This is a genomic window from Bradyrhizobium dasycarpum, assembly GCF_042019905.1.
Lineage (GTDB): Bacteria > Pseudomonadota > Alphaproteobacteria > Rhizobiales > Xanthobacteraceae > Bradyrhizobium > Bradyrhizobium japonicum_B.
Genome location: NZ_CP169574.1, coordinates 3,520,214 through 3,533,802 on the forward strand (window position 1 = coordinate 3,520,214; position 13,589 = coordinate 3,533,802).

Consider the following 13,589-nt stretch of genomic DNA (forward strand, 5'->3'; position numbering starts at 1 on the left):
AAACAGGCCTTCATAAGGAAGGGCGCGCACGAGGTGTGATGCGCCATTTCGGAATGATGCCAGCTTCACCGCAAAGCGTTTAATATTGGTTGAGTATGTGCAAAAGAACGGAACCAACAAAGAGATAAGGCGCTCCGGACAAGCCGAAGCGCCTCGTAAAGACTTGCTTAAGAGGCCGGGCGCGACGCGCCGTTTACGAAGCGGTAACGGTGATGGCTTCGCCTTCCGGCGCGAGCTTCACGGTGAGCCCGCAGGCCTGCGCCAGCAGCCGCGTATAATAAGGCTGGATCGCGTGCGCATCGGCGGCCGGCCCGCGCTCGCCGCTCAGCAGCTCGGAGATGTTCTGCGGCAGGCGCGCGTTATGACCGGTCGCGGTGATGCGAAAGCTCATCGTCTCGCCCTCGCCGATCGGGTCGATCGTCAGCATGCCGCCGCGCGGGATCGTATGCTGGGCGACGACCAGCATGTTGAGCAGCAGCTTGACGCGGTTCTTCGGCAGGAGGAGCCGCGGCAGATTCCAGGTGATCGAGCACTTGCCGTCCTCGATGTGGCCCTTCGCCATGGTCTGGGCATCGCCGAGATCGATCTGCGCGCCGGAGGAGCCGGCCGCGCCGAAGGCAAGACGGCAGAACTGGAGCCGGGCCGAGGCGGTCTTGGCGCTCTTGCGGATCAGGTCGAGCGCGAACTCGCGGTCTTCGGGCTTGGGATCGTCGTCGAGCACCTCGAGCCCGTTGACGATGGCACCGACGGGGCTGATGAGATCGTGGCAGACCCGCGAGCACAGGAGCGCGGCGAGTTCGAGCATATCGGGAGCAGTAGCGGTCGCGGGCGACGAGGCGTCAGACATATAAAGGGGTCCTGGAGGGTTCCTGGAATTGCACGGCGCTGGACGCCGCGAATCACGCATGCTTGACGGATGCTGCGGGTTCTAACATTCGCCAGCCCGCGGCAGCTAGCTTGCGATCGGGTCGAGGCGGACATAAAGCCCAATCGATCGATCGGGCCGAATCAGTCGAGAAGGAACGAATTGCCGATGATTGAGGCATCCAGGTGAAGCGGATCATCGACGGTGCGGCCGCCTCCGGGCTGATGGAGCCGCTGACGGCGCTGGTCGTGAAGGCCGGCGAGGCGATCCTGTCCGTCAACCGCGCGGCAATGCGGGTCGACGGCAAGCAGGACGGCTCGCCGGTGACCGAGGCCGATCTCGCCGCCGACCGCATCATCGCCGAGGGCCTGGCACAGCTCGCAGGCGACGTGCCGACGCTCTCGGAAGAGCGGGCCCAGCTCGCCTCGCCGCCGTTTGAGGCCAGCTTCTTCCTGATCGATCCGCTCGACGGCACCAAGGAGTTCGTCGCCGGTCGCGACGAGTTCACCGTCAACCTCGCCCTGGTGACGTCAGGCGTGCCGCTGCTCGGCATCGTTAGCGCGCCCGCGCTCGGCGTGCTCTGGCGCGGCATCGTCGGCCGCGGCGCCGAGCGCGTGAGGCTTGACGGCGCTACCATCGGCGCGGCCGAGCCGATCCACACCCGCAAGCTGCCGGCGCGGGGCGAGCCCTGGATCGCAGCGGTGAGCCGCTCGCATGGCGATCCCAGGAGCGAGGCCTTCATCGATGACAGGCCCAACGCCGTGCGAAAGACCTGCGGCTCGGCCGTGAAATTCGGCCGGATCGCGGAAGGCAGCGCCGACATCTACCCCCGCTTCGGGCCCACCTGTGAATGGGACGTCGGGGCCGGTGCTGCGGTCGTGACCGCGGCCGGCGGCAGGGTGACCGACGGCAAGGGCGGCGAGCTGCGCTTCGGTGCGCAGCAGGCGCGCGGCTTCATCATCCCGGAATTCATCGCCTGGGGCGACCCGCAGGCGGTAGGCCGCTACTGACCGAGCTGTTCCAGAAGCGCCGGCCAGCGCTTGCCGACCTCATAGAGGAACCGTTCGGGATTGGCGGCGAAGGCGTCGCGATTGGCTTCCCGGCTGAACAAATAGAGCCGCTGCGCCGCGATCGCGAAGAAACGGGGATTGCCGGGGACAGTGACGCCGCGGGCGATATCGGCAGGATCGTAGCCGCCGAATTGCGGCCCATAGATTTCGGGATGCGCCAGGAAGGAGGCGCGGTTGCCCTCGTTGCGGAAGCGCCAGACCGCGCCCCACAGGTTCGCCTCGAACTCCGCCGTGCCCTGCACCGCCTGGCCATCGACGAAATAGGCGACGGGATCGAAGCCTTCGATGGCGACGCCGGTGAAGCGATTGACGACGACCCGCTCGGTGGTGGCAGCCACGGCCGGCAGCCCCGAGCCGGCGATCCATATGCCCGACAGCAGGCAGACGAGAAACCCGATCAAGGCGATTCCGGGGCGCAAAGGGCTATCTTCCTGCCGTTGTGCCGTCATAGTTGCTGCGGATAACATCCGAGTCGAGGGGACATCCGGCGCAACCTAGAGCCATGCCTGTTGGCGTCAGGTTAAGGAAGCGACCGGATTCGGTACCAGGGGTTCTTTCATGACTTTCGCATCACGCCTTGCTGCGCTCGCGCTTGCCGCGATGGTCGGCTGGATCGTGCCGGCTTCGGCCCAGACGGCGCCGCCGCCGGACCTGCCGCCGCCGCAGCGGACCCCAACGCCCACGACCTACGGGCCGGACGAGCTCGTCACCGCCGGCCACCGCTTCTTCGGCAACGTCTCGCGCGGGCTCGCCTCGATCATCGAGAAGGCGGTCAGCCAATGGGGTCTGCCCAACGGCTACATCCTGGGTGAGGAAGGCTCCGGCGCCTTCGTCGCCGGCCTGCGCTACGGCGAGGGCACGCTCTACACCAAGAACGCCGGGGATCTGCGCGTCTACTGGCAGGGCCCCTCGCTCGGCTTCGACTGGGGCGGCGACGGCGCGCGCACCATGACGCTGGTCTACAACCTGCCCGCCACCAACGCGATCTACCAGCGCTTCGCCGGTCTCGACGGCTCGGCCTATATCATCGGCGGCTTCGGCATGACGGCGCTCACCGCCAACAACATCGTGCTGGTGCCGATCCGCTCCGGGCTCGGCCTGCGGCTGGGAGCCAATATCGGCTATCTCAAATACACCCCGCGGGCGACCTGGAACCCGTTCTAGGCCCTTCTGCTCCCATCCGGTTACGGATCAAGGTTAACGACAGGCCGGGGCTGGCTTTCTGCCGGCGCGCCATGGCATGGTCGTTGGTAAATTTTTCCTTAGCTCCGGGAGTTCTGCCCCATGGTCGAGCCGATCATGTACCTGGCGATCGGTTTCCTGCTGTCGATGCTGTGCGGGCTCGCCATCGTGCCGCTGGTGCATAACCGCGCCGTGCGCCTGACCACGCGCCGGCTGGAGGCCGCCACGCCGCTGTCGATGGCAGAGATCCAGGCCGACAAGGACCAGCTCCGCGCCGAATTCGCCATGTCGGCGCGGCGGCCTCGAGATGAGCGTCGACCAGCTCAAGAACAAGACCACGAGCCAGCTCGCCGAGCTCGGCAAGAAGAGCGACGCCATCAACCGCATGAAGATCGAGCTCGGCGAGAAGAACGCCACGATCTTCGCGCTCGAAGCGCGCGAGAAGGCGGTGAAGGAGCAGCTTCGCGCCACCGAGGAGGAATTCAACACCAAGACCGCAGCCTTGCGCGAAGCCGAGATCGCGCTGGCCGACAAGCAGGCCGAGCTCGCCAGGATCAACTCTGAACTCTCCGACCGCTCGATGATGGCGGAGAGCCGCCAGGTCGAGCTGCTCGCCGTGCGCGCGCAGATCGAGGAATTGAAGAACCGGGTCGGCGACGCCGAGAAGGAATTTGCCGCCACCCAGGCGCGCCTCGCGCAGGAGCGCACCGAATCCGAGACCGCCTCGCGCGAGCTCGGCGAGGCGCGTGGCCGGGTCGAGAATCTCAGCCAGCGCGTCACCGAGCTCGACCGCCAGCTGCTGTTGCAGGTCAAGGAAGCCGAGATGCTGTCCGGCCGCGTCGCCGATCTCGAAGGCCGCCTCGCCACGCAGGGCAAGCTGCTCGCCGAGCGCGAGTACGAGAACAACCAGCTCCGCCAGGCCAATGAAGCGGCCGAGCGCACCATCAAGGAGCTGCGCGTCGACATCGCCGGCTTGAGCAGCGCGAAGTCGTCGGCCGCCGTCGAGACCCTGCGCGCGGAAAAGGCCGCGCTCGAGGCCCAGCTCCGCACCGCGCGCGACGAGCGCGCCAAGCTGCAGCGCGACGTCAACGCGATCCAGCAGCAGGCCGAGAGCTCCTGGGCGACCGAGCGCATGGAGAATGCGCTGTTGCGCGAGCGCATCAACGACATCGCCGCCGAGGTGGCCAAGCTCGCGATGCAGCTCGAAGGCCCGAACTCGCCGATCGAGGCGCTGCTGGCGGCCGAGGCCGGCCAGCCGCCGAAGCCGGCGCCGCGCCCGGCCAACGACGCCGCGACCAACGGCACATCGAGCCTGCCCGAAGGCGGCGGAACGCTGGCCGAGCGGATCCGGGCGCTGCAGGCCCACGCCTCCCGCGCCCGCCAGCAGGGCGCGTAAGCGGCCCAAATCGCGCCTCGGTGGCGCATCGGGTGACCGGGGCGAGGTTTTCCGCCCCCGCAGCGCCTGAAAACTTGACACCTCAAGCCCGCACTTCTAAATCGCGGGCTCCGATGCGCCGGCTGGCCGACAAGGTCCGGCCGCCTGCATGATGGTCCCGGGCGCATAGCTCAGCGGGAGAGCGTTCCCTTCACACGGGAGAGGTCCAAGGTTCGATCCCTTGTGCGCCCACCACGCTTCGCCAAAAGGCTTCGCGTGGCGCAGCCACCGCCAAGAGACTTCGCGTGGCGCAGCCACGTCCAATCAGGGCGAAGCGGATCCGGCGTAGCTCGAAGCGTGTCGACGGACTGGGGCGTTTGCTCCCGCTCCGGCAAAATCTCGAAAACAACCCCATGCACAGTAGCCGGCCTCAGTCGAATCAAAGGGTTACGGCATTCCGAATTGGCCTCTGGAGTAGCCCATGGCGACCATCTTCATCACCGGCAGCACCGACGGCCTCGGCCGGGCGGCGGCGCAATCGCTGCTCGATCAAGGACACCGCGTGGTGCTGCACGCGCGCTCGGCCGATCGTGCCGACGCGCTCGGCGAACTGGAGGTCGCGCTGCGCGAGTGTCGCGATCGGCGATCTCGGAAGCGCAGCCGCGACAAAGGCTGTCGCCGAGCAAGTCAACGCGATCGGGCGCATGGACGCGGTCATCCACAACGCCGGCGTCTACACGCGGCCAGCCCGTGGCACGACGCCGGAAGGCCATGCCGAAACGCTCGCGATCAACACGCTTGCGCCTTACATGCTGACGGCGCTTATCGAACGGCCGAGTCGATTGGTGTATCTCAGCAGCGGATTGCACCGGGGTGGAGAAGGTTCGCTCGACGACCTCGACTGGACCAGGCGTCCCTGGGATGCGGCCAAGGCCTATGCCGAGAGCAAGCTGCATGTGGTCGCGCTCGCCTTCGCGCTGGCGCGGCGCTGGCCTGAGGTCCTCTGCAACGCCGTCGATCCCGGCTGGGTGCGCACGAAGATGGGCGGCGCAGGCGCGCCGGTCGATATCGAGACCGGGCAACGGACGCAAACCTGGCTGGCGGTCAGCGAGGATCCCGCGGCCCTGGTCAGCGGGTGCTATTGGCATCATCTCGCGCGGCAGCAGCCGGCCAGCGAGGCGGCGGATCCGAAGTTTCAGGACGCGCTGATCGCGGAATTGGGGAAGCTGACAGGCGTTGTGCTGCCGGCGGCGTAGGGCACGTCATTGACGGTGGAGAGAGAGCGGCGCTTCAGGCGGCCGGCTGCGTCCGCCAGGCCGTGTAGAGACCGATCAGGGTCCCGATGGCGACCAGCGCGGCGGCCAGCAGCAGCTGCAATTCGCCATCGTCGGTGGGGCCGACGGACGACACCAGCCGGGTCACGATGACGAACAGAATACCGACGGCGGCCGCGGCTCCGACGCAGAGATAAGCGAGCTCCCGCATCAGATTGCGGCCGAGAAGACCGAGCGCGGTGAAATACATCGCGCAGGCGTTGGGATGAATGAACAGGGCGATGCGCGCGTAACGACCGTAGGCATCGAACAGCGATTCGCATCGGCGCAGGGCCGCCTTCGAGGCCACCCGCTGCAGGAACGGCCTGAAGAAACGAGCCTGTCCGTAGCTGAGAACGGCGCCGAGGATGATGGCGAGCCACGCCACGACGAAGACGGAGCCATCCACCTTGGGATTGAGCGCCACCGACATCAGGATCAAGGCCGTTCCGGGAAAATAACCGAAGTACGGGAACACCGCTTCCAGCAGCACGCAGACGAACATGAAGGCCGGAAACCATGCCGACCCGGTGGCGCCGTGGACGATCGCGTTCAAGTCGAACAGGCTCGTCCTGTACAGAACGAGGTACATGCACACGGCTAGGCCGGCCAGCGCGTAGAACGGCAATGCTCCCGATAGAAACCGTCTCATCCAACCATCGCGCTTCGTTTGGCGGAGACGACGGCCTCGCGCTGTTCCGGATCATGCTTTAGGCGAATGAGATCGCTCCTGTCGATAGCGCGCATTGCTACGCGATCGACAAAATCTCGATCTCCTGCGCGCCTGCCCCGACGACATCGCCAACCGCCTTGCCCATCAGCGACCGCGCCACCGGCGCGACGAAGGAGATCGTCCCCGCCTTCGGATCGGCTTCGTCCTCGCCGACGATGCGATAGGTCTGCACGCGGCCGTCCGCGCGGCTGAAGGTCACCGTGCTGCCGAAGGCGACGACATCGTTCGACACCGGATCGGGAACGACCTGCGCCGTGCGCAGCCGCTCCGTGAGATAGCGGAGATCGCGCAGGGGCACGGCCGATTGCCGGCGCTTCTCGTTGACGTCATCGATGGCTTGCGCGGCTTCATAGGCCTCGCGGGCTTCTCGAAGCTGCGTCTGCAACGCCTTGAGGCCGGCTTCCGTCACGAGGTTGGGGTGCGGCGAGATCGGGCGATCCGGCAACAGCGTCTCGGACGCGGTCTCGGCGCTTTCTTCCTTGGTAAAGGCGACGCTCAATGCACAATCCTGTCGAACCGTTCCGGGGGCGGCGCCAGGCGACGCCGCTGGCCCCCGGACTATATCTCAAGTTCGACGAAACGACGGAGCTTGAAGACGATATCCGGCAAGGCCTGACGGAACCGCGTTGCATTCTGGAAACTGGTCGAGAACGGCGCGAAGGTGATCATCGCGTTCCATTGCCGGTAGCCATAGACCGTGATCGAGGCCCCGGTCGCCGGAAAATCCTCCAGCTTGCGCAACTCGCCCAGCACGAGATCGGCGATCGCTTCGGCAGGCAGCAGTTGTCTGCCATCCCGCGTCGTGACGATCTTTGCAGGCTGCTCGACCGGCTCCATTCTGGCCGGTGCAGCGTCGGACGCATCCTCTTGCCGGATCGAGGTCGCCTCGGTGACGGGCGCCGAAACCGGTTCCGCTCCGTTCGCGGGCATTGTCGGCGGCGCCTCGGCGAGCGGCGGCGGTGCAACATTCTCTGCGCGCTTGTTGCCTCCGAGGATGCTGCTGATCATGGCCACAAGGCCAGCATCCTTCACGTCGTCGCTCATCATTCCCCCCGGCTTCGGCCTACTCTAGCACTGCTCCCGCAGACCGCCACCGGGGATCTGCGAGCGGAGTCCTCCTGGCAGAGGCGGTTCGTCGCAGACCGTTGGTCGGAGGGCCCGGCTGTTCGAAAGCCCCGTTCTCAAGGTCGCAGCAGCGCGACGCCCAGCATCCCGCCCGTGCGATCCGTCACCGCTTATCGAACGGAATATATTGGTGGTATTGCTTGGGCACCGAGCTGCGATAGCGCGCGGGCACGGTGCCGGTGTCGACGGAGTGATCGATTTCCTGCTGCCGCGTCATCTTCTTCTTCGCCGGCTTCTTCGATGCGCTCTTCTTGGCGTCGGTCGGCTGGCTGGCGCTGTCGGTGGTCGCAGCTGGTGCCGGTGCCGCCGTCGTCGCCGGCGTAGTGGCCGTCGCCGCAGGCGCGGCGGTCCCGCCGGCGGCGGGCGCGGTCTGGGCCAGCGCGAGCGGTGTCTGCATGATGAGCGCCAGCGCCGCGGTCGCGGCCAGCAAGTATGACTTTTGCATCAGAACCTCCAAAATTGCCTGATCCCAACGGGCCGAAGCTAGGCCTGCGGCATCGACGCGTGCAAGTCTGTCAACATTAGGTCCGATCCCACACGAGGACTGTGGCCGAGATCACATTGCTCGCCAGTCCGCTGCCGGTCTCGGACGACACGGCGACCATCAAGGTCACCGGCAAGGCAGCGGGTCGTCGGTGGTCACCCGGAGCGGGTCCTGCCGGCATGATTGCGCCTGCTACCCCGCGACGCCGAGGCCGGCCTCCGCGAGCCGCGTCGCGAACCAGCGCGACAGCGTGTCGTCGGCAGCGCTGCTGACATAGACTTCCGACATCGTCACCCGGTCCTTGTCCAGCACCAGCAGCACGCCGATCCAGTAGGGAAACCAGACGTGCACGTCGGTCAGGGCCCTCAGCTTGTGCTGGTCGTGCTCCAGCGGCGTGTGATTGCTCGCCTTGCGGATCTCGACGGCGAGCAGATTGTTCGGGATCTCGCGCTGATGCACGACCACATCGGGGTAGATCGATTTTCCCAGATGATCGTCGGTCGAGATGATGGTGCCGTGCGGTAGATGCAGCGTGCGCTCGCCGAGCCGGTCGTAATTGCAGTCGACCGACCAGCCGGCGAACTGCTTCTCCAGATGCACGGCGAAGCGGTGCGTCAGCGCGCGCTCGCCGATGTCCTTCTCGAACAGGAAGCCCTCGTGGGCGTAGAAGTCCCGGAGCGCGGCGATCACCTTGGTCAGCTCGGTCTGCATCGTGCCTCCGGGCTCTCGGCGCTCCGCGTTGCGTACAGCCCTACATCTGGACTTCGATCAGCCGCGGCCCGGGCTCGGCGACGGCCTCAGCCAGCGCCTTGTTGAACTCGTCGGCATTGGTGACGGCGCGGCCGGGCACGCCCATGCCCTTGGCCAGCGCCACGAAATCCAGCGTCGGACGGTCGAGCCGCAGCATGTCGTTGGCGCGCTGGCCGGGCTCGCCGGCGCCGACATTGTCGAACTCGCCGCGCAGGATCTGGTAGATGCGGTTGGCGAATACGATGGTGACGATGTCGAGGTTCTCGCGGGCCTGGGTCCACAGCGACTGGATCGTGTACATCGCGCTGCCGTCACCGACCATGGTGATGACCTTGCGGTCCGGGCAGGCGATCGCGGCGCCGATCGACAGCGGCGTCGAGAAGCCGATCGAGCCGCCCATGTTCTGCAGCCAATCGTGGGGAGCCGCCGCCGCGGTCGGCGGGAAGAAGCCGCGGCCCGTGGTCAGGGACTCGTCGACCATGATGGCGTTCTCGGGGATCGCGCAGGCGATCGCCTGCGCGATCGAGGCGAAGGTCAGCGCGCCAGTCGGCTTGACCAGTTCCTGCAAAGCCTGCGGCTTGACGTCCCTGGCGCTGGCCTTCACCGCGCCGGCGAGCGCCTCGAGCGCGGCGACCGAGTTCTCGCCCCAGGACGTCATGCGATGGACCTCGCAGCCTTGCGGCTTGAGCATGCTCGGCTTGTTCGGATAGGCGAAGAATGCCACGGGGTCGTCGGACTCGACCAGCACGATGTGGCGGAACTTGGCCAGCATCGGCAGCGCCTGCTCGATCACGTAATGGATGCGGTCGATCGAGAAGCGGCCGCGGCCGCGCGCCATCTTGGGCCGGAAGGTCGGGCCCACCACGGTGCAGCCGGTCTTGTTCGCGATGCGCTCGGCGAACGCCAGGCCCTGCTCGCTGAGGGCGCTGCCGGTCATCAAGAGCAGCGTGCCCTCGCCGTCGCCATGCAGGACCTTTGCCGCCTGCTCGACCGCCTGCGGCGAATAGCTCGCGCGCTGCTGCTCGGCCGGGACCTCGGCGATGCCGTCGGCCTCGTTCCAGGCGGTGTCGGCGGGGAGGATCAGGGTGGCGATCTGCGGCGGCGCGCTCTTGGCGGCGGCAATGGCCGCGGCGCCGTCAGCGGCGACCGATCTGGCATCCGGCGAGGTCCGGACCCAGGACGACATCGGCCGGGCGAGGCCCTCGATGTCGGACGTCAGCGGCGCGTTGTAGCCGATGTGGTAGACCGCGTGCTGGCCGACGATGTTGACGATGCCGGAATTGGCCTTCTTGGCGTTGTGCAGATTGGCAAGGCCGTTGGCGAGGCCGGGGCCGAGATGCAGCAGGGTCGATGCCGGCGTGCCCTTCATGCGGAAATAGCCGTCGGCAGCGCCCGTCACCACGCCCTCGAACAGGCCGAGCACGCAGCGCATGCCCGGCACGCGATCGAGCGCTGCGACAAAATGCATCTCGGAAGTGCCCGGGTTGGTGAAGCAGACGTCCACCCCGCCCTTGACCATCGTCCGCACCAGGCTTTCCGCACCGTTCATTCTTTTTGCTCCGCAACCGGCCGCTTCCGGCGATCCATGCGATCAATCATTGTTCGCTCGGCCCGTCAAAGCAAGAGCCGGCATCGCGGCCCTGCCCCGCATGACGATGCGCGGGTTTGGCCAATGCTCCGTTCCGGTGGATCCGGAACGGGGCATCAGCGTCTCGTCCCGACGCGTGTTCTTGACGCCGACCGGGCGCCGCCTTGCTTGACAGCGCTTCGACGTTTTTGCGCAAATTGACGCGGTTGCCGATTTGGCGACACCATCCGTTAAGGATGCCCTGCCTCACGCGCCCGTGGCTTGCGAAATGCCCGTAAATATGGCCTGTGGCCTTTGTTGAATCGATTTTTTTCTGGGGGAAGCAATGATCCGGTTTTTTGCCGCGCAGATCGCCGCAATGGCGCTCGTGCTGGCCGGCGCGGTCGCCGCATCCGCGGCGGGAATGATAGACTTCACGGGCACCAGTCCCTCCGGCTTTCTCGGCAGCGGCGCCAGCCTGATTCCCCGCACCACCGTCATGTACAACGGCAATTATGCGCCCGGCACGATCGTGGTGAACACGGCCGAGCGCCGGCTCTATCTGGTGCTCGGGAACGGTCAGGCGCTGCGCTACGGCATCGGCGTCGGCCGCGACGGCTTCCGCTGGGGCGGGATGCACAGGATCACCGCCAAGAAGGAATGGCCGGACTGGACGCCGCCCTCGCAGATGCTGGCCCGCCGCCCCGACCTGCCGCGCCACATGAAGGGCGGCATCGACAACCCGCTCGGCGCACGCGCGATGTATCTGGGCTCGACGCTCTATCGCATCCACGGCTCCAACGAGCCGGAGACGATCGGCCAGGCGGTCTCCTCGGGCTGCTTCCGCATGACCAACGACGACGTCAGCGATCTCTACAGCCGCGTCGCGGTCGGCACCCCCGTGGTGGTGCTGAACAACTGACCAGAGGCAAGCCCTCGTAGGGTGGGCAAAGGCGCGAAGCGCCGTGCCCACGATCTTTACGATCGGCCACAGAGGCGTGGGCACGCTCCGCTTTCCCCACCCTACGGCACTGTCATTCTCTTGCGACAGACAACGCCGGGAACCGCACGACGTGCGGCCTCGCACCCTTGTGCGCGCGGCGTGAATGCGGCAGCGTCGCACCATGATGAGCGCATCGAATTCGTCCTTGGCTGCCCTTCGCTCCGCCCTGCTGGCGTTGGCAGCGCTCACCTGCGCGCCTGAGATCGCTCCCATTGCCGCCGCCGGCGAATTGCCCGCAATCTCCTCGCGCCAGCGCGCCGAGAAGAAGAGCTTCACTGACGGCGAGATCGTCGACGGCTTCCTGAAGACGGCGTTCGGCGCCGAATATCACCTCGCCGGCCGCGTCGACCGCATCCGCAAGTTCGACGGACCGGTGCGCGTCTACGCCGAGAGCGACCGCGCCGATCGCAAGGCGCAGCTGGCCAAGGTCGTAGCCGACATCGGCAAGCGCGTGCAGCATCTCGACATCGCCATGACCGCGACCTCCGAAGCGGCCAATGTGCGGGTGAAGCTGGTGCGCGATCGCGACGTCTACCGCACCCTCACCAGCTTCTACGGCGCCGCGAAGGCGCGCGAGATCCGCTCCTCGCTCGACCCGCAATGCCTATCCGGCTTCCGCAAGAACGACAATTTCGAGATCGAGCATTCCGACGTGATCCTCACCGTCGACAACGGCGATTTCGTCTTTCTCGACTGCGCCTATGAGGAGCTGCTGCAATCGCTCGGGCCGATCAACGACACCACGAGCGTGCCCTGGACCATGTTCAACGACAACGTCTCGATGGGCTATTTCGACGTGTACGACCAGTACATCCTCAATCTGCTGTACGACCCCCGCATCAAGGCAGGCATGACCCTCGCCGAGGTCAAGGCCGTGCTGCCCGCCGTGCTCACCGACGTGCGCGCCTGGGTGAAGCAGGTGAATGAGCTGAAGGAGTGAGGTGTTGCTTACCCTCCCCTGGAGGGGAGGGTAAGCACGGCGCCCGCTCCGACCCTACTGCACCAGATCAGCCACAGTCGTCGCGGTCTTGAGCCCGGTGCCGGTGAGGACCGCGACCGTGGTCTCGGTCAACTTGATCGCGCCGGCGGCTGCGAGCTTGTCCAGTGCCGCCGCCGCGCTGGCGCTGGTCGGCTCGACGAACAGGCCCTGGCGCGCAAGGCGGCGCAGCGCGGCGACGATCTCAGCTTCCGTGAGCGCAACGGAGCCGCCGCCGCTCTCGCGCAGGGCGGCGATGATCTCGCGCAGGCGCAGCGGATGCTTGATGGCGGTGCCTTCGGCGATTGTCTTGCTCACCTCGCGCGCGACGGGCGTGTCGACGCCGGCTTGAAAGCTCGCATCGACCGGCGAGCAGTTGAGCGGCTGCGCCGCGAACAGCCGCGGCAGCTTCGATATCTGCCCGGCCTTCTTGAGCTCGCGGAAGCCGAAGGCGCAGCCCAGGAGGCTGCTGCCGGCGCCGACGGGAACGATGACGTTGTCGGGCGCGCGGAAGCCGAGATCCTCCCAGATTTCATAGGCGAGCGACTTGGTGCCTTCGAGAAAGAACGGCTGCCAATTGTGGCTGGCGTAAAAGGTCTGGCTCGACTGGCGGATGGCCTCCGCCTCGGATTCCTCGCGCGGGCCTTCGACGAGCTGCACCGCCGCGCCATAGGCGCGCACCTGCGCGATCTTGGCCGGCGAGGTCGAGGCCGGCGCAAGAATCTTCACGCGCATGCCGCCGGCGGCCCCTAAGCCCGCCATTGACGAGCCGCCATTGCCGGAGGAGTCCTCGAGAATGGCCGAGATGCCGATCTGGCGGAGGAACGACAGCATCACGGAAGAGCCGCGGTCCTTGAAGCTGCCGGTCGGGTTGAACCATTCCAGCTTGAACAACGGGCGCAGCTGGCCCCAATTCTGCTGAACCAGCGGCGTGCAGCCTTCGCCGAGCGTGATCGGGTTTGCAATCTCGACCGGCAGTGCGGCCCGATAGCGCCAGAGCGAGCGCGTGCGGCTATCGATATCGCCACGCGAGATGCCGGCTCCCGGCGTCACCAGCAGCGGCGTGCGCTCCTCCGAGCACCAGCGCGGCTGGTCGAGGGGATAGAGCTGTCCGTTGCGGGGGTCGATGTAGCTGGCGGGCATGGG

General features: G+C 66.7%; 13 protein-coding genes, 1 tRNA gene and 2 pseudogenes. 7 read left to right on the forward strand and 9 right to left on the reverse strand.

Annotation, left to right across the window (positions count from 1 at the left end):
• Positions 1 to 193: 193 nt before the first annotated feature.
• The gene (chpT, locus tag ACETMP_RS16975) at positions 194 to 847 is read right to left on the reverse strand and encodes a histidine phosphotransferase ChpT (protein ID WP_028134580.1); all 654 of its coding nucleotides are present in this window, start codon (positions 845 to 847) and stop codon (positions 194 to 196) included.
• A gap of 203 nt (positions 848 to 1,050) precedes the next feature.
• On the opposite strand from chpT, the gene ACETMP_RS16980 reads away from it, so the two are divergent.
• Complete coding sequence (locus ACETMP_RS16980) at positions 1,051 to 1,875, forward strand: 3'(2'),5'-bisphosphate nucleotidase CysQ (RefSeq protein ID WP_375157090.1); 825 nt, start codon at positions 1,051 to 1,053, stop codon at positions 1,873 to 1,875.
• Here ACETMP_RS16980 and ACETMP_RS16985 read toward each other — a convergent pair.
• Entirely contained in the window at positions 1,869 to 2,354 is a 486-nt protein-coding gene (locus ACETMP_RS16985; RefSeq protein WP_375157091.1) for a YHS domain-containing (seleno)protein, read from the reverse strand. The two genes, ACETMP_RS16980 and ACETMP_RS16985, sit on opposite strands and share 7 nt — an antisense overlap.
• Before the next feature lie 139 nt (positions 2,355 to 2,493).
• Between ACETMP_RS16985 and ACETMP_RS16990 the strand changes: the two genes are divergently transcribed.
• The 4 genes and pseudogenes from ACETMP_RS16990 to ACETMP_RS17005 all read left to right on the forward strand — a co-directional run bounded on the left by ACETMP_RS16990 (position 2,494) and on the right by ACETMP_RS17005 (position 5,748).
• A complete protein-coding gene (locus ACETMP_RS16990) occupies positions 2,494 to 3,099 on the forward strand; it encodes a DUF1134 domain-containing protein (protein ID WP_126262186.1) in 606 nt (201 codons plus the stop codon).
• 120 nt (positions 3,100 to 3,219) lie between these two features.
• Positions 3,220 to 4,513: pseudogene (locus ACETMP_RS16995) on the forward strand (hypothetical protein).
• Between the two features lie 159 nt (positions 4,514 to 4,672).
• Positions 4,673 to 4,747 (forward strand) — tRNA-Val (locus ACETMP_RS17000).
• A gap of 226 nt (positions 4,748 to 4,973) precedes the next feature.
• Positions 4,974 to 5,748, forward strand: a pseudogene (locus ACETMP_RS17005) (SDR family NAD(P)-dependent oxidoreductase).
• A gap of 34 nt (positions 5,749 to 5,782) precedes the next feature.
• On the opposite strand, the gene ACETMP_RS17010 reads toward ACETMP_RS17005, so the two are convergent.
• From ACETMP_RS17010 to ACETMP_RS17035, 6 genes are all read right to left on the reverse strand, one after another.
• The gene (locus tag ACETMP_RS17010; RefSeq protein ID WP_375157092.1) at positions 5,783 to 6,457 is read right to left on the reverse strand and encodes a hypothetical protein; all 675 of its coding nucleotides are present in this window, start codon (positions 6,455 to 6,457) and stop codon (positions 5,783 to 5,785) included.
• A 97-nt stretch (positions 6,458 to 6,554) separates the two neighbouring features.
• Positions 6,555 to 7,037 (reverse strand): transcription elongation factor GreA, encoded by a 483-nt coding sequence (gene greA / locus ACETMP_RS17015; protein ID WP_375157093.1) that lies wholly within the window; start codon positions 7,035 to 7,037, stop codon positions 6,555 to 6,557.
• 59 nt (positions 7,038 to 7,096) lie between these two features.
• Positions 7,097 to 7,582, reverse strand: a complete 486-nt coding sequence (locus tag ACETMP_RS17020) for a hypothetical protein (RefSeq protein ID WP_375161922.1) — start codon at positions 7,580 to 7,582, stop codon at positions 7,097 to 7,099.
• A gap of 184 nt (positions 7,583 to 7,766) precedes the next feature.
• On the reverse strand, positions 7,767 to 8,108 hold the full coding sequence (locus tag ACETMP_RS17025; RefSeq protein ID WP_375157094.1) for a hypothetical protein: 342 nt from the start codon (positions 8,106 to 8,108) through the stop codon (positions 7,767 to 7,769).
• Between the two features lie 231 nt (positions 8,109 to 8,339).
• Positions 8,340 to 8,858: a hypothetical protein gene (locus ACETMP_RS17030; RefSeq protein WP_375157095.1), complete on the reverse strand. Its 519-nt coding sequence runs from the start codon at positions 8,856 to 8,858 to the stop codon at positions 8,340 to 8,342.
• A gap of 40 nt (positions 8,859 to 8,898) precedes the next feature.
• The gene (locus tag ACETMP_RS17035; protein WP_375157096.1) at positions 8,899 to 10,446 is read right to left on the reverse strand and encodes an acetolactate synthase large subunit; all 1,548 of its coding nucleotides are present in this window, start codon (positions 10,444 to 10,446) and stop codon (positions 8,899 to 8,901) included.
• A 442-nt stretch (positions 10,447 to 10,888) separates the two neighbouring features.
• Between ACETMP_RS17035 and ACETMP_RS17040 the strand changes: the two genes are divergently transcribed.
• Positions 10,889 to 11,386, forward strand: coding sequence for a L,D-transpeptidase (locus ACETMP_RS17040; RefSeq protein ID WP_375161923.1), 498 nt, complete (start codon positions 10,889 to 10,891; stop codon positions 11,384 to 11,386).
• A 205-nt stretch (positions 11,387 to 11,591) separates the two neighbouring features.
• Positions 11,592 to 12,407 carry a DUF2927 domain-containing protein gene (locus ACETMP_RS17045; protein WP_375161924.1) on the forward strand — a complete coding sequence of 272 codons (816 nt, stop codon included), beginning with the start codon at positions 11,592 to 11,594 and terminating at the stop codon, positions 12,405 to 12,407.
• Positions 12,408 to 12,461: 54 nt separating this feature from the next.
• Here ACETMP_RS17045 and ACETMP_RS17050 read toward each other — a convergent pair whose 3' ends face one another.
• Positions 12,462 to 13,586 carry a pyridoxal-phosphate dependent enzyme gene (locus tag ACETMP_RS17050; protein WP_375157097.1) on the reverse strand — a complete coding sequence of 375 codons (1,125 nt, stop codon included), beginning with the start codon at positions 13,584 to 13,586 and terminating at the stop codon, positions 12,462 to 12,464.
• Between the last annotated feature and the right edge of the window lie 3 nt (positions 13,587 to 13,589).